The following is a 19,492-nucleotide window of genomic DNA, read 5'->3' as shown; positions in this document are numbered from 1 at the left end:
GGGATCAGGCCAGGCGCCGCAAGGTCAGCAGCACCGCGGCGATGCGTTCCACCTGGCGGTAGGCGGGCACTTCCAGTTCTTCGCCGAACACGTCCGGGTCCAGTTCCTCGTAGCGCCATTCCCAGCCGGGGCGGGCCGCCAGCAGCCGGCTCGCCTGGCGCCACAGCGGCGCCTCGCCGTCGATGACCGCGGCGCCCGTGTAGAGCAGCAGGCTACCGCCGGGCGCCAGGCGGCCGAGGGCGCTTTCGAGGATGCGCAACGACAGCTCCGCGCCCTGTGAGCCGCCGCCATGGCGGTAGGTGCGCTGGGCCGCGTCGAGCATGTAGGGCGGGTTGGCGACCATCAGGTCGAAGTCGCCGGCCAGGCCCTCCAGCAGGTCGCTGCGGCGCACCTGCAATTGCGGCGCCTCGGCCAGCAGCGCGTTGACACGGGTGAAGGCCAGGGCGTGGGGGTTGATGTCCAGCGCATGTATCTCCGCCTGCGGGCAGGCCCCGGCGAGGAGGATGGCGCCGGGCCCGGCGCCGCAGCCGATGTCCACCGCGCGATGGATGTCGCGGCTGTCCAGCGTGCGCAGGTGCTGGGCGATGGCGCGGGCGAAGCGGTAGGTGTCGGGGCCGAAGAACACCGCCTCGGCCGCCTCGGTGGGGTAGGCCGAATGGGCGAACAACTGGTCCTCCAGGCTCGACCAGCGCACCTTGCTGCGCCAGTGGCGGCCGTCCCACTGCAACAGGTCGGCGGCCGCCAGCAGGGAGAACAGCGAGCGCTCGAGCAGGTCCTCGGCGAAGGGCCGGCTCCAGCCGAAGACGTCGCGCAGGTCGCGGGCCAGGGCGTTTTCCTCGCGGGCATTGACCCGCGCGTGGGTGGCCGGGCTCACGGTGACGAAGGCGTAGCCTTCCCCGCGCAGGCGCCGCCCCAGCGCCAGCAGGGCTTCCAGGCGTGGCGGCAGCGGCGTCATGGCGCCACCCCCAGGTCCTGGCTGAACAGGCGGGTGGCCAGCAGGCCCAGCGGCGTCCAGTGGCGCTGCGGGGCCAGCAGCGGCAGCAGGTGCCGGCGGCGCTGGTGCGGCGCCAGCTGGGCCAGTTCGCGGCGCAGCCGGCGTTCTTCCTCGTCGAGGTCGGCCGGCGCCGCTTCCAGCGCCACCGGCTGCGGCGCGCGCCGGGCAGGGGCGGGCGACCAGCTGCCGGCGATCCAGTCGTGCAGCAGCTGCTGCTCATAGCCATCGAAGACGCCGAACATGGCCGCGTCGGGGCCGCTGACCAGGCGCCAGAAGCGGCTGTGCGCCGGGTCGGCGTCGCGACGGATCCAGCCCTCCTGCTGCAGCGCCCGCAGCAGCGCGGCCACGCCCCAGGGCGCGGCCAGCCACTGGTTCAGGGTGCGGCCCTGGATACGCGTGCGGTCGCTGTGCAGGTGGCGGGCGAAGGGCTGCTTGCGCTCCAGCATGGCCAGCAGCTCGCGGTCGAGGTCGAAGCCGTCGATCACCTGGGTGCTGGACAGACCGACGTCGTTCAGCCCCATGCCGGCCCGCACCCGGGCGAGGAAGGCCTGGCGCCGCGGTTTGTCCGGCAGGTGGTTGTAGAGCGCCTGCAAGGCCCGGCGGGCGTGGCCGCAGCTGGCGTTGTCGATGGTCACGTGGAGGCGGAAGTAGGTGGCGTCGATGCCCAGCTCCTGCAGCTCCCAGGTGGTCACCAGCAGGTGCAGCGGCGGCAGCTCGTAGCCCAGGTTGTAGCCGATCAGCTCGGGCAGGCGCTGCCCGGCCAGGCAGCCCAGCGCCAGTTGCACCGCGCCCTGCACGTAGTGCTCGGCGGACAGCTCGGCCGCGCCGGCGCAGCCCAGGCTTTCCAGCAGGTGGCGGTAGATCAGCACGTGGTTGCTGGCGGCCACGCCGCGGCCGAGTTCCTCCAGGTAGGTATGCAGCAGGGGCAGCAGGCGGGCGTCGCCGGCATGGCCCAGCACGCCATACAGCCAGGCGCCGTCCACCAGTTTGGTGGGGGCCACGCCGCGCAGGAAGTGCAGCGCGTGGGCGCGGTTGCGGAAGTAGCGCCGCGGCGCGCCGGCATGTCGCTCGGCCAGGTACCGGGCATAGTCCCGCGCGGTGCGGGCGGCCCGCGCGTCCAGCCACTGCGGCCAGGCCGCCGGGGTGTCGGGCAGGTCGACGGGCAGCTCGGCCGCCTGGCGCAGCTGCCGGTCGAGGAAGGTTTCGGCCGCCGTCAGGTGCTCCAGGGGCGCATGGAGCAGCGCCCTGTGCAGCGAACGGGCATCGACCGCCTCTTCGCGGGGCGGAGTGCAGGGCAGGTTCATGGGGCGGCTCCTCTGGCGATGGCTCCTGAACATTGCGAGTGGCGCCGGCGGCGAAGGTTTCAACGATCGGCACCAGTGGCTGAGCGCGGGAAAGACGGAACCCGGGGCGGGGCCGCGGCGTCGATCCTGTAACCCTTCCGGCAGGGATCCCCATGGTCGCGACGCCCGCCCACCCACCGGCCCGCTTCGGCATCGAGGAAGAGGCCTTCCTCGTCGACGGCGCCAGCCTCGACCTGGCCCGGCAGGTCCCGCCCGAATGGGCGCAGGCCTGCCGCCGGGCGCTGGGCAACTGCTTCGCCGAGGAGATGTTCCAGTGCCAGGCGGAACTGGTCAGCCCGGTGTTCCGCCAGTTGGGCGAGGCCGCCGCCTTCCTCGCCCGCGCCCGCGCGCAGCTGAGCGAGCTGGCCCGGGCCCACGGTCTGCGCAGCCTGGTGGTGGGCGCGCACCCGTTCAGCCGCCTCGCCGACGCTGCGCCCAGCGAGCCGGCGCATTACCGCGCCTTGTTCGAGGACTATGTGCAGCCGGCCCGCAACAGCCTGCTGTGCGGCCTGCACGTGCACGTGGAAGTGCCGCCGGGGCTGGACCGGGTGACGCTGATGAACCGGGTGCTGCCCTGGGCGCCGCTGCTGCTGGCGCTGAGCTGCTCGTCGCCGTTCTGGCAGGGCCGCCACACCGGGCTGGCGAGCTACCGCCGGGCGCTGTCCGGGCAATGGCCGCGGATGGACATCCCGCCCTGGTTCGACGACGAGCCGGCCTACCAAGCCTACCTGAAGCTGCTCCACACCCGGGGCCTGATGCGCGAGCCGGGCCACGCCTGGTGGTTCGTCCGGCCCTCGGCACGCTACCCGACCCTGGAACTGCGCATCAGCGACGCCTGCCCGCGCCTGGCCGATGCGCTGTGCATCGCCGGGCTGTTCCGCGCGCTGCTCACCCAGGCCATGGCCGATGCCGACGCAGAGGAGCCGCACCGGCTGCGGGCGCTGCTGGCGGAGAACTACTGGCAGGCCCAGCGCCACGGTTGCCGGGCGCGCTTTCTGCTGGCCGATGGGGATTGCGTGGACCTGGCGCGGTGGCTGGAACTGGCCTGGGCGCAGTGTGGGACAGCGGCGCGTGCCGGCAACGAATGGGCCTATGCCCATGCCTGCCGGCTGGCCCGTGAGGGTGGCAGCGCGGCGCGGCAGGTTCGCAGTTTTCGCCGCCACCTGGCGCGCGGGGGCGACGTGGATGAGGCGTTGCGGGAGGTGGTGGTCGAGTTGCTGGAAGAGAACAGCCAGGCGCCGGTGGGGCTGGCGTAGCCGGCGAGTCCAATCGCGGACAAGGTCCGCTCCTACGCCGGTGCTTCCTGGAGCCGTAGGCGCAACTGTCTTGCCTGCTGCGCCGAGTCGCTTTTCGTAGGATGGGTTGAGCCTGCGAAACCCATGCGGTGGTGGCGATGGGTATCGCTTCGCTCAACCCATCCTACGGGGCTTTCCTGGAACTGTAGGAGCGGGCCCTGCCCGCGAATCGCGCGCAGGGCGCGCTCCTACATGGGAATGGCGCGGGTGGGGCAGCGTAGGAGGACTCTGTCCGCGATCCGGCGGATAACGCCGGCGGTCGGGGTCAAGAGCACCCTCACCCCAGCCCTCTCCCGCAAGCGGGAGAGGGGGCCGTCCGTGCCACCGGAGTGTCCGGCGGGGCGTTGAGTCCAATCGCGGACAAGGTCCGCTCCTACGCCCGTGCTTCCTGGAACCGAGCGGACCTTGTCCGCGATTCGGATTTCCAGCGAAACATCCGCGCACTCCGAAACGCCCCTTCAGCAGGCCGAGCGAAACCGGCGCTCAGGAGGTCATGCGACATGGATGTCGCGAGAGCCCCGATGGGCTACAGGGACGTACGCTCGGGGGGGGGGACGCCTAGTTCGGGCCTCCGTGGCGGGGGAATTCGCGAGGGTAGCCCGGCTCCATCGGGCCCGTATGTCGGGGCAAGCCTTTTTGGTTCCTTTTGTGGCGTTTGACAAAAGGGACTCGCCCGAGGGGGCGAAACAAAAAATTTCCGCAGACTCGGAGCGGCGCGCTACACCGAGCCCCCAAGCCACTGGGTTCCGCGTTCGCGGGAATGACGAAGTGAAGAACGGAACTACACCTCACCACCATTCGTCGCCCCAATGGCTCCCCCACCCACCCCCGCGACTCACCAGAGAGTCCAGCCCAGCGACCCACGCCCCCAGGAGCCCCCATGTCCACCCACATCATCCACTTCACCGGCCCGATCAACTCCTCCACCTGCGGCAACCTCATCAGCACCTGCACCCGCGCCCTGCAGCAGGGCGCCAGCCACCTGCAGCTGAACATCGCCACCATGGGCGGCGACTGCAGCTACGGCTTCACCCTCTACAACTACCTGCTCTCGCTGCCGGTGCAGGTGGACACCCACAACCTCGGCACAGTCGAATCCATGGGCAACATCCTGTTCCTCGCCGGCCAGGTGCGCACCGCGTGCCTGTACAGCAAGTTCCTGTTCCACCCCTTCCACTGGTCGCTGCACGGCGCGGTGGACCATGCGCGCATGGCGGAATACGCCATGAGCCTGGACTACGACCTGAAGCTCTACGCCGACATCGTCGACGAGCGCACCCGGGGCGCGGCGGAGCGCCTGGACATTCCCAGCTACCTGATGGCCTACCCGCGCATCCTCGGGGCGCAGGAAGCCATCGCCTGCGGGCTGATCGAGCGGGTGGACGCCATGCGCATCGCCGATTCCACCTGCCAGTGGACGGTGCACGCCTGACGCTCGGGCAGATTCTTCGAACCCTGGCGGCGGCGGACTTTCCACACAGGTGAGTCCACCCTTGAGGAGAACAGCGATGAAAGTCAGCGAAGTCATGAGCCGCGAAGTCCGCACCATCGACCCGGCCACCACCCTGCAGGAGGCGGCGCTGCTGATGCGCCAGGCGGACATCGGCGCCCTGATCGTCGGCGAGGGCGAGCGCATGACCGGCGTGGTCACCGACCGCGACCTGGTGGTGCGCGGCCTGGCCGATGGCCTGGACGGGCGCACGGCGGTCAGCGAGGTGATGAGTCCCGGCGTCTGCTACTGCTTCGACGACGAGGAGCTGGACCACGTGGCCAAGAACATGGGGCAGATCGAGAAGCGCCGCCTGGCGGTGGTGAACCGGCAGAAACGCCTGGTGGGCGTGGTGTCCCTGGCCAACGTCGCCAGTTGCAACGCCGACAAGCTGGGCGCCAACCTGCTGCGGGCGGTGGCGCGGCCGCATTGAGTGCAGGTCCCGCCGCCGGCGCATGCCGGCGGCGGGGCAGGGGGGTTACCAGCGCGGGTTGCGCTCGGCCAGGGCGCGCAGGCGCTCGCCGGCCACCACTATCTTGCGTGGCCGGTGCCGGTAGTTGCCGGGAACGAAGGTGCGCAGCTCGATACGCTTGAGGAACCAGTCGACGTTGTCCGGCTGCAGCGGACCCGACTCGGTGATCAGGTCGCGGCGGATGCGCTCCACCAGATTGTTCAGCAGGACGTCGTTTTCCTGCTCTTCCTTGTGCAGCACGCGCAGGGCGATGCGCTCGCCGTTGGCGTCGTGCAGGTCCATCAGCACCGAGCCGTCGGGACGGTAGGAGAATTGCGGGGCATAGGCGCGGAACTGGTTCTGCAGGTATTCGATGGCGGCGTTGGAAATGGCAGGCATGACGTACTCCCTATGTGTTGGTTGGGTAGCCGATGCCTTTGCAGCAATCGTTCCGCCCGTGCCGCTATTCCTAAGCGGCTGTTTACGTTGAACTTTCAGCTGAATAGATGGCCCTTTGATGCTTGCGCATTGCAAAGCGGCGGGCTCGCCCGGCGCCTTACTGCATGCCCGGGTGGTGGCGAAATGCAATCTATGCGCGCCTCCGCCGGCCGGGCCTCGATGGCGGTTGATACCCGGGTACCGGTAACGCCCCATGGCGCCTACCGCTCGTCGGGCCAGACGCTTTTTTGGGCGACAAGAAAGCGGCGCGCAGGTCCGCGGCCCGCGCTAAGTGGATGACATGCGGGGCGCTTTTGCCATCAGGCATTCTGCATGGCCAAAGGATGGCGTCCTGCCAGCCTTTTTTCGCTGGCGACCGGCGCTACCTTTTCCCGAAAGAGGGGCTTTTTCCCGGGGAGGGTATCCGCATGACGCATTTCACTCGTGGCGAAATCGAAGCCTTGTTGCAGCACAACCATCCGGGGTTCCGCTTCAACTGCTGCCGGCAGCTCGATGGCTGCTACGCCATCAGCCTGCGCCACCCGTCGCAGGGCAGGGCGCCCACCACGGTGGTGGGCATTAGCGGCGAGGAACTCTGCACCGCCGAGCAGGTGGAAAGCCTGGGTCAGGAGCTGATCCGCACCTACGCCGCCGCCTGAGGCGCGGCGGCGTCGCCCGCGGGAAAAGCTGAACTCCCCGCTTGCGTCCGGCTCAACCGAGGTAGAGCTGACGCACGGAGGAGCCTGGAAATGAAACCCGATATCTGTGCCTGCCCCAACTGCATCTGCGAGCTGGACGCCGCCGCCGTGCGCGAGGGCGACCGCTATTTCTGCTGCCAGGCCTGCGCCCAGGGCCACCCCGAGGACCGCCAGTGCAAGGACCCCGAATGCCCCTGCGCCGACAGCGGCAGGCTGAAGAAGACGCAGGAACGGCAACTGGACCACTCCCTGGAAGAAACCTTCCCCGCCAGCGACCCCATTTCCCCCTGAGGCCCATGCGCCGCGCGCGGCCCGCAGGTGGCCGGACAGGGCGGCGCCCAGCGAGAGGAGAAGGCCATGAGCGACGATCGCAAGCACAGCCAGCCGCAGGAAATCGACGACACCGAGGACCGCATGGGCTCGGTGCGCGAATTGGATTTCGAGGACGAGCACGCCGAGGGCCGCATCGGCGACGAGCGTCCGCGCCGCGAAGTGAATGAGGAGTTCCCGCCGCAGCGGGCCGCCGAGATGGGCATGACCGGCGGCGAGACCCTGGTCGACGGCGAGTACGAGGACCACGTGGACAGCGACGACCTGGCCCCGGAGACGCTGCTCGACGAAGGCACCGAGTCCGAACTCGAGCCCGCCGACGAAACCCCGGTGGACCGCGAACTGCGGGTGGTGGGCGAGGAGGAGATCGGCGGCGGCATCGGCCTGGACGAGGCCGAGCTGGGCCGCTCCGCGCCATTGGACGGCAAGCCCTGGACCGACCAGGTGTCGCCGCCGGACACTGACGAGGAAGAACGCTGAAGCGGCCCGCCGCGGAGGAAACGCCCATGGCCAGTGATACGCCGAGCCTGGAGGAGTACGCCCGCCGCCGCGACTTCAGCGGCACGCCGGAGCCGCGCGGCGAGGCCCCCGGACGCCAGGCCGGGGAACTGGAATTCGTCGTCCAGAAGCATGACGCCAGCCACCTGCACTACGACTTCCGCCTGGAACTCGATGGCGTGCTCAAGAGCTGGGCGGTGCCCAAGGGGCCCTGCCTGGACCCTTCGGTGAAGCGCCTGGCCATCGAGGTGGAGGACCACCCGCTGGAATACGCCGGCTTCGAGGGCCACATTCCCGAGGGCCACTACGGCGCCGGCGACGTTATCGTCTGGGACCGCGGCCGCTGGCAGCCCCTGGGCGACCCGCGGCAGGGCCTGGAGAACGGCCACCTGAAGTTCCGCCTGGAAGGCAGCAAGCTACACGGCAGCTGGAACCTCATCCGCACCCGCATGGCCGGGCGCAAGCCGCAGTGGTTCCTGGTCAAGGGCCGCGACGACCAGGCCCGCGACTTCCCCCGCCATGACATCCTCGCCGAGGCGCCGCAGAGCGTGCTCAGCGGGCGGACGCTGCCCGGCGAGGCGGCGCCGGCGCAAAAGCCGGCCGACCCGCCCAGGCGCGCCGCCGCGGCCAAGGCGCCGCGCCGCAAGGCCGCCAAGGCCGGCGCCATGCCCGAGCGCATCTCCCCGGAACTGGCCACGTTGCTGGATGCGCCCCCGGAGGGCGACTGGCGCTACGAGCTGAAGCTCGACGGCTACCGCATCCTGGCACGGGTGGAAAAGGGCGAGGTGCGCCTGCAGACGCGCAACGGCCACGACTGGGCGGAGCGCCTGCCGGACATCTGCGCCGCGCTGCGCGCCCTGCCGCTGGAGTCGGCCTGGCTCGACGGCGAGATCCTGGTGGTGGACGAGGAGGGCCGCCCGGACTTCCAGCGCCTGCAGAACGCCTTCGACGTCGGCGCCAGCGACGAGGTGCGCTACACCCTGTTCGACCTGCTCTGGCTGGACGGCGAGGACCTGCGCCGGCAGCCCGTGGAGCAGCGCCGCGCCATGCTGGCCGGGTTGCTGAAGCACAATGCCAGCGACCGCCTGCGCTACTCGGAGGATTTCACCGACGACCCGCGCAGCATCCTCGACAGCGCCTGCCGCCTGGGCCTGGAAGGGCTGATCGGCAAGCGCGCCGGCAGCGCCTATGTCGAGCGCCGCTCCACCGACTGGATCAAGCTCAAGTGCAAGCGCCGCCAGGAATTCGTCATCCTCGGCCTGACCCCGCCCAAGGGCAGCCGCCGGCATTTCGGCGCGCTGCTGCTGGGCCTGCACGACGACCAGGGCGAGCTGCGCTACGCCGGCAAGGTGGGCACCGGCTTCGATGCCGCCACCCTCAAGCGGGTGCACGACAACCTGCGCCCGCTGGCCAGCAAGACCTGCCCGCTGGCCTCGCCGCCGCGCGGCCAGGCCTTCCAGGGCGTGACCTGGCTGCGCCCCGAGCGGCTCTGCGAAGTGGCTTTCGCCGAAATGACCCGTGAGGGCCTGGTGCGCCACGCGGTGTTCCACGGCCTGCGCAACGACAAGCCCGCCGAGGCGATAGTCGAGGAACGCGCGAAGCCGGCGGCCGGGGAGAGCGCGCAGCCCACGGCGAAACGCCCGCGCAAGGCGGCGAAGGACGACGCGAAGGTGGCCGGCGTGGCCATCACCCACCCCGAGCGGGTGATCGACGCCGCCAGCGGCCTGCGCAAGCTGGACCTGGCGCGCTACTACGAGAAGGCCGCCGAGCGCATCCTGCCCTGGCTCGGCGACCGCCCGGTGTCGCTGCTGCGCGCGCCGGACGGCGTCGGCGGCGAAGTGTTCTTCCAGCGCCACGCCTCGCGCAACGCCATGCCCGGCGTGGAACAGCTGGACCCGCGCCTGGACCCGGGCCACGCGCCGCTGCTGCGCATCGCCACCGCCAAGGCCCTGGCCGGCGCCGCGCAGATGGGCGTGGTCGAGCTGCACACCTGGAACGCCCGGGTGGACGACCTGGAGCACCCCGACCGCTTCGTCCTCGACCTGGACCCCGACCCCAGCCTGCCCTGGGCGCGGATGATCGAGGCGACCCGACTGACCCTCGCAGTGCTCGACGAACTGGGCCTGGCCTGCTTCCTCAAGACCAGCGGCGGCAAGGGCATGCACATCCTGGTGCCGCTGGAGCGCCGCCACGGCTGGGACGAGGTCAAGGACTTCGCCCACGCCATCACCCGCCACCTGGCCAGGCAGATGCCGGACCGCTTCAGCGCCGTATCCGGGCCGAAGAACCGCGTCGGGCGGATCTTCGTCGACTACCTGCGTAACAGCCGCGGCGCCAGCACCGTGTGCGCCTGGTCGGTCCGCGCCCGCGAAGGCCTGCCGGTGTCGGTGCCGGTGGCCGAGGGCGAGCTGGATGCGTTGCGCGGCGCCAATGCCTGGAACCTGGGCAGCATCGACGAGCGCCTGGCGCTGAAGGGCAGGGACGATCCCTGGGCGAGCTGGGGCGAGACCCGGCAACGCCTGACGCGGCGGATGTGGCAGCAGTTGGGCGAGGAGCGCTGAGGCCGGCCTGCCGGCCGGACCGCGGACGAAGTCCGTACGTCCGCAAACACAATCCGTAGGATGGCGTTGAGCGAAGCGATACCCATCGCCACGACCGCATGGGTTTCGCCAAGGCTCAACCCATCCTACGAAAAGCGCTTCACAGTTGCTCCTACGTCCGGGCTGTAGGGCGGATAACGCCTATGGCGTTATCCGCCGTTTGGCCTTGGTTTCCAGCAGCTCCGGGGGGATCTGGGCGTTGGCCATGACCTCGGTGTATCGGCGGATAACCGCGAACGGTTATTCGCCCTACGTCACTGACGAAGGAGGGTTAGGCGTCCTCCTACGGTTCCAGGAAGCACGCTTTTCGTAGGATGGCGTTGAGCGAAGCGATACCCATCGCCGTGGCCGCATGGGTTTCGCCAAGGCTCAACCCATCCTACGAAAAGCGCTTCACAGTTGCTCCTACGTCCGGGCTGTAGGGCGCATAACGCCTATGGCGTTATCCGCCGTTTGGCCTTGGTTTCCAGCAGCTCCGGGGGTGATCTGGGCGTTGGCCATGATCTCGGTGTATCGGCGGATAACCGCGAACGGTTATTCGCCCTACGTCACTGACGAAGTCTCAGGACGACTGCGAATTCATCGCCCACGCCGAACGGCTCCCTCTCCCTCTGGGAGAGGGCTGGGGTGAGGGCAACGGACTTCGCCGACACACCTCTGCCAACCCTGACTCCGCTCCCCCTCCCTAACCCTCCCCCGCAAGCGGGAGAGGGGATCGCTCGGCATGATGCGCAACCACGAAGCTCCCTGGCTCCACAGGCAGGCGAATAGCAGCAGCGAAATGCGCGCAGCCGGCGGGCCGCTGGCGGAAAAAGCTGAACTCCGCCGCCCCCAGCCGGCCGAACCCTGTGACCGGCGGGGCTGCGGCCCCGCGCCACGAAGCGGAGGAGACCTGCCATGAGCGACCAACCCTGCGCCTGCCCCGGCTGCCAGTGCAGCCTGGGCGCCGCCGCCGTGTTCTCCGAAGGCCGCGCCTATTGCTGCCAGGCCTGCGCGGACGGCCACCCCGATGGCGAGAAGCACTGCCAGGACCCGCACTGCCATTGCGGCGAGACCCTGCCGCCGCGCGGCTGACGGCCCGCGATACCGACCCACGCACCGGAGGACAGCCACCATGAGCGAGAAACTACCGCCCCAGCACCAGGACCGGCAGCCCGGCCGCGAGGCGATCATGCAGCCGCCGCCGGAGTTCGCCTCGGACAGCTACCGCGCCGCCGGCAAGCTGGAGGGCAAGGTGGCGGTGGTCACCGGCGGCGATAGCGGCATCGGCCGCGCCGTGGCGCTGACCTTCGCCCGCGAGGGCGCCGACGTGATGCTGCTGTACCTGGAGGAAACCGAGGACGCGACCAAGACCTGCCAGTTGATCGAGGCCTGCGGCCAGCACTGCCTGGAACTGGCCGGCGACGTCGCCGACGCCGGTTTCTGCGCCGAGGTGGCGCGGCGCCTGAAGGAACGCTGGGGCAGGCTGGACGTGCTGGTGAACAACGCCGGCGAACAGCACCCGGCCGACTCCCTCGAAGACATCAGCGAGGAACAGTGGGAGCGTACCTTCCGCACCAACATCTTCGGCATGTTCCAGCTGACCAAGGCGCTGCTGCCGCTGATGGGCGAGGGCGCGGCCATCGTCAACACCACCTCGATCACCGCCTACAAGGGCAACCCCAGGCTCATCGACTATTCCTCGACCAAGGGCGCCATCACTTCCTTCACCCGTTCCCTGGCGCTGAACCTGGTGGGGCGCGGCATCCGCGTCAACGCCGTGGCCCCGGGGCCGATCTGGACGCCGCTGATTCCCTCGACCTTCAGCGCCGAGGAGGTGGCGAAGTTCGGCAGCAACACCCCGATGGGGCGGCCTGGCCAGCCCGACGAGCTGGCCCCGGCCTACGTCTACCTGGCCTGTTCCGACTCCTCGTACATGAGCGGCCAGGTGCTGCACGTCAACGGCGGAACCGTGGTCAACGGCTGAGACGCCCGGCCCCGGCGCAATGCAGCGCCAGGGGCCAGGGGCTCAGGCCTTGCGCAAGGCCTCGATCAGCTCCTGCTTGCGCATGGACGAGCGCCCGCGGATGTTCTGCCGGCGCGCGCGCTCCAGCAGTTCCTGCTTGTTCATCGCCTCCAGGCGCTGGCCGGGGCGCGGCACGCCGTGCTTGGTGGCCACCGCGCGGCGCGCCGAGGAACGCCGCGATTCGGCCCTGGCCGTTGGGCTGTTCTTCTGGCCCGAGCCGCCGGCGCGCTCGCCGCCGCCGGACTGCTTGTTGACGGTGGCCCAGGCCCGCGCTTCGGCCTCGTCCCTGGACACGCCACGCTCCTCGTAGCTTTCCTCGATATGTTCGGCCTTGCGCTTCTGCTTGTCGGTGTACTTGTCTTTGCTGCCTCGGGGCATCGCTCTTCTCCTTTCTCGGCCGCTTCACTGCGGGGTTCGTTCGGGAGAGGCCGCGGCGCCGGGCGGTGTTCAGCGATTCGGACGGACGGCCGCGGACGAGGGGAAAAACGCCTGAACTCTGGCCGGCGCACCGGGCCTAGATACACGAGGCGGCCGCCGGCGCCGCCCTTTTCCCAAGGCGAACCACGGAGAACACGCCATGCACGGCTCCAGCACCCCCGTTCCCGAACAGGTGGAAACCTTCAAGCAGGAAGTGCTGACGCGACTGCGCTACGACGTCGGCAAGGACGCCGCCGACGCCTACGCCCACGACTGGTTCGAGGCCGTGGCGCTGGCCGCGCGGCGCTACATCGTCGACGGCTGGGACGAGGCCAGCCGGAGCATCGATCGCGGCCAGCGCAAGCGCGTCTACTACCTGTCGCTGGAGTTCCTCATCGGCCGCCTGCTGATCGACAACCTGAGCAACCTCGGCCTGCTGGAGATCGCCCGCGAGGCCCTGCTGCAACTGGGCGTAGACCTGGAGCAGGTGCGCCTGGCCGAGCCCGACGCGGCCCTGGGCAACGGCGGCCTGGGCCGCCTGGCGGCGTGCTTCATGGAGAGCATGGCGACCCTCGACATCCCCGCCTACGGCTACGGCATCCGCTACGAGCACGGGCTGTTCCGCCAGAGCATCGCCGACGGCTGGCAGCAGGAGCAGCCGGAGACCTGGCTGGACTTCGGCAACCCCTGGGAGTTCGAGCGCCCGGAATGCAGCATCAGCATCGGCTTCGGCGGCAGCGTGTACGCCATCGACGGCGGCGACGGCAGCGCGCGGCAGCACTGGGAACCCATGGAGCGCCTGCGCGCGGTGGCCTACGACATGCCCATCGTCGGCTGGCGGCGGGCCGGGGTGAACACCTTGCGGCTGTGGCGCGCCCGCGGCGAGGAAACCCTCAAGCTCGACCGCTTCAACGCCGGCGACCACCTCGGCGCGGTGGCCGACACGGCGCGCGCCGAGAGCATCTCGCGGGTGCTCTACCCGGCGGACAGCACCGAGGCCGGCCAGGAGCTGCGCCTGCGCCAGGAATACTTCTTCGTCAGCGCCTCGCTGCAGGACCTGTTGCAGCGCCACCTGGGCCAGGGCCTGGCGCTGGCCAGCCTGCCGGCGCGGGTGGCCATCCAGCTCAACGACACCCACCCGGCCATCGCCGTTGCCGAACTGATGCGCCTGCTGCTGGACGACCATTACCTGCAGTGGGAGCAGGCCTGGGAGCTGACCGTGGCGACGCTGTCCTACACCAACCACACGCTGCTGCCCGAGGCCCTGGAGTCCTGGCCGGTGGGGCTGATGGAGCGCATGCTGCCGCGGCACATGCAGATCATCTACCTGATCAACGCCTTCCACATCGACGCGCTGCGCGCCAAGGACATCCACGACTTCGCCCTGCTGCGCGCGGTGTCGCTGATCGAGGAGGACAACGGCCGGCGGGTGCGCATGGGCAACCTGGCGTTCCTCGGCTCGCACAGCGTCAACGGCGTCTCCGCGCTGCACACCGAGCTGATGCGCGAGACGGTGTTCCGCGACCTGCACCGCCTGTACCCGGGGCGCATCAGCAACAAGACCAACGGCGTGACCTTCCGCCGCTGGCTGTTCCAGACCAACCCGGAGCTGACCGGGCTGCTCTGCGAGTTCCTCGGCCGCGAGCTGCTCGACGACCCCGAGACGCGCCTGCGCGCCCTGGAGGCCCACGCCGGCGACGCCGCGGTGCAGCGCGGCTTCGCCCAGCAGCGGCGGCACAACAAGGCGCGCCTGGCGCGGCTGGTGGAGGAGCGCCTGGGCATCCGCCTGGACGTCGAGGCGCTGTTCGACGTGCAGGTCAAGCGCATCCACGAGTACAAGCGCCAGTTGCTCAACCTGCTGCACGCCGTGGCGCTGTACCAGGACATCCGCAACGACCCGGCCACCCCGCGGGTGCCGCGGGTGAAGATCTTCGCCGGCAAGGCCGCGCCCAGCTACCACCAGGCCAAGCTGATCATCAAGCTGGCCAACGACGTCGCCCGCATCGTCAACGACGACCCCACCGTGCGCGGTCTGCTCAAGGTGGTGTTCATCCCCAACTACAACGTCAGCCTGGCCGAGGCCATCATCCCGGCGGCGGACCTGTCCGAGCAGATTTCCACCGCGGGCCTGGAGGCCTCGGGCACCAGCAACATGAAGTTCGCCTTGAACGGCGCGCTGACCATCGGCACCCTGGACGGCGCCAACGTCGAGATGTCCGAGCGCATCGGCCTGGAGAACCTGTTCATCTTCGGCCTCACCGCCCAGCAGGTGGAGGCCCGCAAGCACGCCGGCGAGCTGTCCATGGCCGGCGAGATCGCCGCCTCGCCGCGCCTGCAGGAAGCCCTGAAGGCCATCGGCTCGGGGGTGTTCTCGCCGGACGACGCCAACCGCTACGCGGCCCTGGTGGAGGGGCTGCGCCACGACGACAGGTTCATGCTCTGCGCCGACTTCGAGGCCTACTGGCAGGCCCAGGAACGCGTCGAGGCGCTGTGGCGCGAGCCGGCGCGCTGGTGGCGGGCGGCGGTGCTGAACACCGCGCGGGTCGGCTGGTTCTCCTCCGACCGCACCATCCGCGAGTACGCCGAGGACATCTGGAAGGTGCCGCTGGGCGGCGCCTAGGGTCTACCAGAAGCCGCCGCCGTGGCGGCGCGCCAGGTAGTCCGGGCTGAGGCCGAAGCCGGTCTGGAAGAAGGCCTGCAGGCGGGTGTCCAGCACCATGCGGTTGAGCGAGGCCAGCGGGCCGACGATGCGCTCCGGCTCGCTGCGCCCGCCGTAGTGGTTCTCGTGCACCAGGCTGGCGCTCTGCGGTTCGGCGCGGATCAGGCAGCGGCAGTCCAGGCCCTCGCCGGGGCGGCGGGCGTGCAGGCCCAGCTCGGAGAGCCCGCCGGCGCCACGGTGCAGGCCCACGTGGCAGAGCAGGCCGTGGGCGCGGGCGTACTCGCCGGCGGCGGCGAAGGCGGGCAGGGCCACTTCGGTCAGGGCCTGTTCGTAGGCCTGGGCGAAGTCGGTGTCGTCGCGGCTGTTCATGGCGCATTCCTTTGGTGTTCGACGCTTGCCGGGGTTGGACAGGCGCGGCGGGCGAATGCGCGGACGATCCGCCGGGCGGTAGTGCCGGGCTACCGCCGGGGAAATCGTTCAAACCATCGGCCGGCGCGGCAGTCTGCACCTGCAACGGCCCTTTGCGGAGAAGCCCATGGAGACCCTGTCGCGCATCGCCGCGGCCCTGCTGGCGGAGTTTTCCGACCTGCGCGAGCTGGAGCAGATCACCCGCGCCTGCTTCCGCCTGGCGCTCGCCGCGCTGCTCGGCGGCCTGCTGGGCTACGAGCGCGAGGCCCAGGGCAAGGCCGCCGGGTTGCGCACGCACATGCTGGTCACCCTGGGCGCCGCGCTCTTCGTCATGGCCATGAGCGAGGGCGGCGCCGGCGACGACGCCATCAGCCGGGTGATCCAGGGCATCGCCGCGGGCATCGGCTTCCTCTGCGCCGGCACCATCCTCAAGGGCGGCGCCGACACCGCGCGGGTGAAGGGGCTGACCACGGCGGCGGGGCTGTGGCTGAGCACCGCCATCGGCATCTGCGTGGGCCGCGGCCATTCCGCCACCGCGGTGCTCGGCACCCTGCTGGCGCTGCTGGTGCTGCACAGCCTGCCGCGCCTGTTCGAGCGGCCGCGGGCGCCGCGCAAGACCGCGGAGGATCACCATGTTCCGTGAATTCAGCGGCAGCAGCGCCTGGACCGACGCCATGCGCAGCGGCGGCGCCTACGTCGGGCTGATCGAATACCAGCCCAAGCGCGAGGGCGCGGCGGTACAGGTGCTCTGGGTGTTCGCCCCCGGCAGCCGCAACGAGGCCCAGGCCGAGGATGCGGCCCGGCGCATGCTGGCGCGCATCCGCGACATTTCGGCGGACGGCCGCGTCCGCTTCGACGACGGCATCTCACTGTAGGAGGCATGCATGGCGCGCGTGATCTGGAAGGGCGCGATCAGTTTCGGCCTGGTGCACATTCCCGTGGGGCTGAACAGCGCCAGCCGCTCCGGCGGCACCGACTTCGACTGGCTGGACGCCCGCAGCCTGGAGCCGGTGGGCTACAAGCGGGTGAACAAGGTGACCGGCAAGGAGGTGCCCAAGGAGCAGATAGTCAAAGGCGTGGAATACGAGAAGGGCCGCTACGTGGTGCTCAGCGAGGCGGAAATCCGCGCGGCGCGCCCACGGGCCACCCAGACCATCGACATCCTGCGCTTCGTCGAGCGCGGCGAGATTCCCCTGGCGTACTTCGACACGCCCTACTACCTGAGCCCCGAGCGTCGCGGCGAGAAGGTCTACGTGCTGCTGCGCGAGACCCTCGCGCGCAGCGGCAAGGTCGCGGTGTGCCAGCTGGTGCTGCACAGCCGCCAGCACCTGGCGGCGCTGCTGGCCGACGGCGAGGCGCTGCTGCTGATGACGCTGCGCTGGCCGGGCGAGGTGCGCTCGGTGGACGAACTGGGCCTGGAGCTGGACGACGTCGACCTGGACAAGCGCGAGCGCGAGATGGCCACGCGCCTGGTGGAAGAGATGAGCCAGGCCTGGGACGACTCGGCCTTCAAGGACAGCTTCAGCGACGAGATCCACGCCCTGGTCGAGCAGAAGGCCGCCAAGGGCCAACTCGAGGAAGTGCCCGGTGCCGAGGCGCCGGAAACCGGGGAGGGCGCCGACATCATCGACCTCACCGACCTGCTGCGGCGCAGCCTGCGCGGCAACGCCGGGGGCGGCGGCAAAGCGGCGCCCAGGGGCAAGGCCGGAGAGGCGCCGGCGCCGCGCAAGAGCAGCGGCCGGCGGCGCGCCCCGCGCTGAGCCGGCCCGCCGGCGAAAAGTCTGAACTTGCCGGCGGGCCCGGCCTCGGAAAGCATGGGGCCGCAGGTTGCGGCCGACGACGAACATGCGATCGCCTGGCGAGGAGGGCGCAGCGATGAATCCGGACCTGCAGGGGCGCGCCAGCGCCGCGGCCAAGGCGCCGCGCATCGCCATCGAGGGCATCGAGCCCCAGGTCGAGGGCGGGCGCTTCGCCGCCAAGGCCATCGCCGGCCGGGGCTGCCCGGTCAGCGCGCGCATCTTCATGGACGGCCACGAGCAGCTGGGCGCCGAAGTGACCTGGCGCCTGGAGCCGGAAGAGGTCTGGCGCAGCCTGCCGCTGGCCTGGCAGGGCAACGACCTGTGGCGGGCCGAGCTGCTGCCGCCCCACGAGGGGCGCATCCAGTTCGTCATCCAGGCCTGGCTGGACCGCTACGCCAGCTTCCGCCACGACCTGGAGAAGAAGTACGCCGCTGGCCAGGCCGTCGAGCTGGAACTCAGCGAAGGCGAGCAACTGCTGCGCGAGGCGCGGCAGGGCGCCCAGGGCGAACCGGCCGCGCAACTGGACGCCCTGCTGGGCCAGCTCGCCGCCGAGCAGGCCCGCGACGGTCGCGTGGCCCTGCTGCTGGCCCCGGCCACCCTGGAACTGATGCAACGAGTGGAGCCGCGCCTGCACCGCGTGCGCAGCCCGCTGCTGAGCCTGGAGGTGGAGCGGCCGCTGGCCGGCTTCGCCAGCTGGTACGAGCTGTTCCCGCGCTCGGAGGGCGCGCAGCCGGGCGTGCACGGGCGCTTCGAGGACGTGCGCCGGCGCCTGCCGGAAATCGCCGCCATGGGCTTCGACGTGCTGTATTTCCCGCCCATCCACCCCATCGGCCGCACCCACCGCAAGGGCCCCAACAACAGCCTGCAGGCCGGCCCGGACGACCCCGGCAGCCCCTACGCCATCGGCGCCGAGGAGGGCGGCCACGAGGCCGTGCACCCGCAGCTGGGCAGCCTGGAGGACTTCCGCGCGCTGGTGGCCGACGCTCGCGCCCACGGCCTGGAGGTGGCCCTGGACTTCGCCATCCAGTGCTCGCCGGACCACCCCTGGCTGCGCCAGCACCCCGGCTGGTTCAGCTGGCGCGCCGACGGCAGCATCCGCCATGCCGAGAACCCGCCGAAGAAGTACGAGGACATCGTCAACGTCGATTTCTACGCCACCGACGCCGTGCCTTCGCTGTGGCTGGCGCTGCTGGAGGTGGTGCTGGGCTGGGTGGCCCAGGGCGTGACGCTGTTCCGCGTCGACAACCCGCACACCAAGCCGCTGCCGTTCTGGGAATGGCTGATCGCCGAGGTGCGCCACCTGCACCCCGAGGTGATCTTCCTGGCCGAGGCCTTCACCCGCCCGGCGATGATGGCGCGCCTGGGCAAGCTAGGCTTCAGCCAGAGCTACACCTACTTCACCTGGCGCAACACCAAGCAGGAATTGCAGGAATACTTCGCCGAGCTGAACCAGCCGCCCTGGCGCGACTGCTACCGGCCCAACTTCTTCGTCAACACCCCGGACATCAACCCCTACTTCCTGCAGCGCAGCGGGCGCGCGGGCTTTCTCATCCGCGCCGTGCTGGCGGCCACCGGCTCGGGGTTGTGGGGGATGTATTCGGGCTTCGAGCTGTGCGAGGCCGCGGCCATCCCCGGGCGCGAGGAATACGCCGACTCCGAGAAGTACCAGCTGCGCCAGCGCGACTACCGCGCGCCGGGCAACATCGTCGGCGAGATCACCCGGCTCAACCGCATCCGCCGCGAGAACCCGGCGCTGCACAGCCACCTCGGCTTCCAGGCCTACAACGCCTGGAACGACAACATCCTCTATTTCGGCAAGCGCACCGCGGACCTGGCCAACTTCGTGCTGGTCGCCGTGTGCCTGGACCCGGACAACGCCCAGGAGGCCGACTTCGAGCTGCCGCTGTGGGAGTTCGGCCTGGCGGACGACGCCGCCATGGGCGGCGAGGACCTGATGAACGGCCACCAGTGGACCTGGTACGGCAAACGCCAACGGATGCGCATCGAGCCCTGGCACCTTCCCTTCGGCATCTGGCGCCTGCACCCGCAGCGCCGCTAGGAGTCCGCC

Annotated in this window: 19 protein-coding genes; 14 read left to right on the top strand and 5 right to left on the bottom strand. The window is 70.3% G+C overall.

The window, feature by feature from the left end:
- Positions 1-4: 4 nt before the first annotated feature.
- Complete coding sequence (locus QSJ95_RS16015; RefSeq protein ID WP_285643674.1) at positions 5-955, bottom strand: N5-glutamine methyltransferase family protein; 951 nt, start codon at positions 953-955, stop codon at positions 5-7.
- On the bottom strand, positions 952-2,298 hold the full coding sequence (locus QSJ95_RS16010) for an iron-containing redox enzyme family protein (RefSeq protein WP_267852528.1): 1,347 nt from the start codon (positions 2,296-2,298) through the stop codon (positions 952-954). The genes QSJ95_RS16015 and QSJ95_RS16010 overlap by 4 nt, the downstream gene beginning before the upstream one ends.
- Positions 2,299-2,450: 152 nt before the next feature.
- On the opposite strand from QSJ95_RS16010, the gene QSJ95_RS16005 reads away from it, so the two are divergent.
- The 3 genes from QSJ95_RS16005 to QSJ95_RS15995 all read left to right on the top strand — a co-directional run bounded on the left by QSJ95_RS16005 (position 2,451) and on the right by QSJ95_RS15995 (position 5,554).
- On the top strand, positions 2,451-3,593 hold the full coding sequence (locus QSJ95_RS16005) for a carboxylate-amine ligase (RefSeq protein WP_285643669.1): 1,143 nt from the start codon (positions 2,451-2,453) through the stop codon (positions 3,591-3,593).
- A gap of 919 nt (positions 3,594-4,512) precedes the next feature.
- A complete protein-coding gene (locus tag QSJ95_RS16000) occupies positions 4,513-5,064 on the top strand; it encodes an ATP-dependent Clp protease proteolytic subunit (RefSeq protein WP_285643667.1) in 552 nt (183 codons plus the stop codon).
- 76 nt (positions 5,065-5,140) lie between these two features.
- Positions 5,141-5,554: a CBS domain-containing protein gene (locus tag QSJ95_RS15995; protein ID WP_043266468.1), complete on the top strand. Its 414-nt coding sequence runs from the start codon at positions 5,141-5,143 to the stop codon at positions 5,552-5,554.
- 45 nt (positions 5,555-5,599) lie between these two features.
- Here QSJ95_RS15995 and QSJ95_RS15990 read toward each other — a convergent pair whose 3' ends face one another.
- On the bottom strand, positions 5,600-5,971 hold the full coding sequence (locus QSJ95_RS15990; RefSeq protein WP_058072375.1) for a DUF3509 domain-containing protein: 372 nt from the start codon (positions 5,969-5,971) through the stop codon (positions 5,600-5,602).
- A gap of 467 nt (positions 5,972-6,438) precedes the next feature.
- On the opposite strand from QSJ95_RS15990, the gene QSJ95_RS15985 reads away from it, so the two are divergent.
- The 6 genes from QSJ95_RS15985 to QSJ95_RS15960 all read left to right on the top strand — a co-directional run bounded on the left by QSJ95_RS15985 (position 6,439) and on the right by QSJ95_RS15960 (position 12,102).
- Complete coding sequence (locus tag QSJ95_RS15985; protein WP_009619807.1) at positions 6,439-6,669, top strand: hypothetical protein; 231 nt, start codon at positions 6,439-6,441, stop codon at positions 6,667-6,669.
- A 90-nt stretch (positions 6,670-6,759) separates the two neighbouring features.
- Positions 6,760-6,999 (top strand): metallothionein, encoded by a 240-nt coding sequence (locus QSJ95_RS15980; RefSeq protein WP_285643664.1) that lies wholly within the window; start codon positions 6,760-6,762, stop codon positions 6,997-6,999.
- Positions 7,000-7,065: 66 nt separating this feature from the next.
- Positions 7,066-7,518 (top strand): phosphotransferase system, HPr-related protein, encoded by a 453-nt coding sequence (locus QSJ95_RS15975; RefSeq protein ID WP_285643662.1) that lies wholly within the window; start codon positions 7,066-7,068, stop codon positions 7,516-7,518.
- A gap of 26 nt (positions 7,519-7,544) precedes the next feature.
- Positions 7,545-10,097, top strand: a complete 2,553-nt coding sequence (ligD, locus tag QSJ95_RS15970; protein WP_285643660.1) for a DNA ligase D — start codon at positions 7,545-7,547, stop codon at positions 10,095-10,097.
- Positions 10,098-11,033: 936 nt separating this feature from the next.
- Positions 11,034-11,210, top strand: coding sequence for a metallothionein (locus tag QSJ95_RS15965; RefSeq protein ID WP_253407474.1), 177 nt, complete (start codon positions 11,034-11,036; stop codon positions 11,208-11,210).
- A 40-nt stretch (positions 11,211-11,250) separates the two neighbouring features.
- A complete protein-coding gene (locus QSJ95_RS15960) occupies positions 11,251-12,102 on the top strand; it encodes an SDR family oxidoreductase (RefSeq protein WP_285643654.1) in 852 nt (283 codons plus the stop codon).
- 42 nt (positions 12,103-12,144) lie between these two features.
- Here QSJ95_RS15960 and QSJ95_RS15955 read toward each other — a convergent pair whose 3' ends face one another.
- The gene (locus tag QSJ95_RS15955; RefSeq protein WP_285643653.1) at positions 12,145-12,519 is read right to left on the bottom strand and encodes a Rho termination factor N-terminal domain-containing protein; all 375 of its coding nucleotides are present in this window, start codon (positions 12,517-12,519) and stop codon (positions 12,145-12,147) included.
- A 199-nt stretch (positions 12,520-12,718) separates the two neighbouring features.
- Here QSJ95_RS15955 and QSJ95_RS15950 point away from each other — a divergent pair, with 199 nt between their 5' ends.
- Positions 12,719-15,178, top strand: coding sequence for a glycogen/starch/alpha-glucan phosphorylase (locus QSJ95_RS15950; protein ID WP_058072371.1), 2,460 nt, complete (start codon positions 12,719-12,721; stop codon positions 15,176-15,178).
- 3 nt (positions 15,179-15,181) lie between these two features.
- Here QSJ95_RS15950 and QSJ95_RS15945 read toward each other — a convergent pair whose 3' ends face one another.
- Positions 15,182-15,586 carry a hypothetical protein gene (locus QSJ95_RS15945; RefSeq protein ID WP_069865545.1) on the bottom strand — a complete coding sequence of 135 codons (405 nt, stop codon included), beginning with the start codon at positions 15,584-15,586 and terminating at the stop codon, positions 15,182-15,184.
- 166 nt (positions 15,587-15,752) lie between these two features.
- Here QSJ95_RS15945 and QSJ95_RS15940 point away from each other — a divergent pair, with 166 nt between their 5' ends.
- The 4 genes from QSJ95_RS15940 to QSJ95_RS15925 all read left to right on the top strand — a co-directional run bounded on the left by QSJ95_RS15940 (position 15,753) and on the right by QSJ95_RS15925 (position 19,483).
- Positions 15,753-16,268 carry an MgtC/SapB family protein gene (locus QSJ95_RS15940; protein WP_069865543.1) on the top strand — a complete coding sequence of 172 codons (516 nt, stop codon included), beginning with the start codon at positions 15,753-15,755 and terminating at the stop codon, positions 16,266-16,268.
- On the top strand, positions 16,258-16,500 hold the full coding sequence (locus QSJ95_RS15935) for a hypothetical protein (RefSeq protein ID WP_043266441.1): 243 nt from the start codon (positions 16,258-16,260) through the stop codon (positions 16,498-16,500). The genes QSJ95_RS15940 and QSJ95_RS15935 overlap by 11 nt, the downstream gene beginning before the upstream one ends.
- 9 nt (positions 16,501-16,509) lie before the next feature.
- Positions 16,510-17,385, top strand: a complete 876-nt coding sequence (gene ku, locus QSJ95_RS15930) for a non-homologous end joining protein Ku (RefSeq protein ID WP_285643648.1) — start codon at positions 16,510-16,512, stop codon at positions 17,383-17,385.
- A gap of 115 nt (positions 17,386-17,500) precedes the next feature.
- Positions 17,501-19,483, top strand: a complete 1,983-nt coding sequence (locus QSJ95_RS15925) for an alpha-1,4-glucan--maltose-1-phosphate maltosyltransferase (protein WP_285643646.1) — start codon at positions 17,501-17,503, stop codon at positions 19,481-19,483.
- Positions 19,484-19,492: the final 9 nt, after the last annotated feature.

The sequence above is a fragment of the Pseudomonas sp. NBRC 100443 genome (genome assembly GCF_030268185.1).
In the GTDB taxonomy this organism is placed as follows: domain Bacteria; phylum Pseudomonadota; class Gammaproteobacteria; order Pseudomonadales; family Pseudomonadaceae; genus Pseudomonas; species Pseudomonas citronellolis.
Note: the sequence above shows the minus strand (reverse complement) of the source record. Positions and strands in the feature narration are given on the sequence as shown.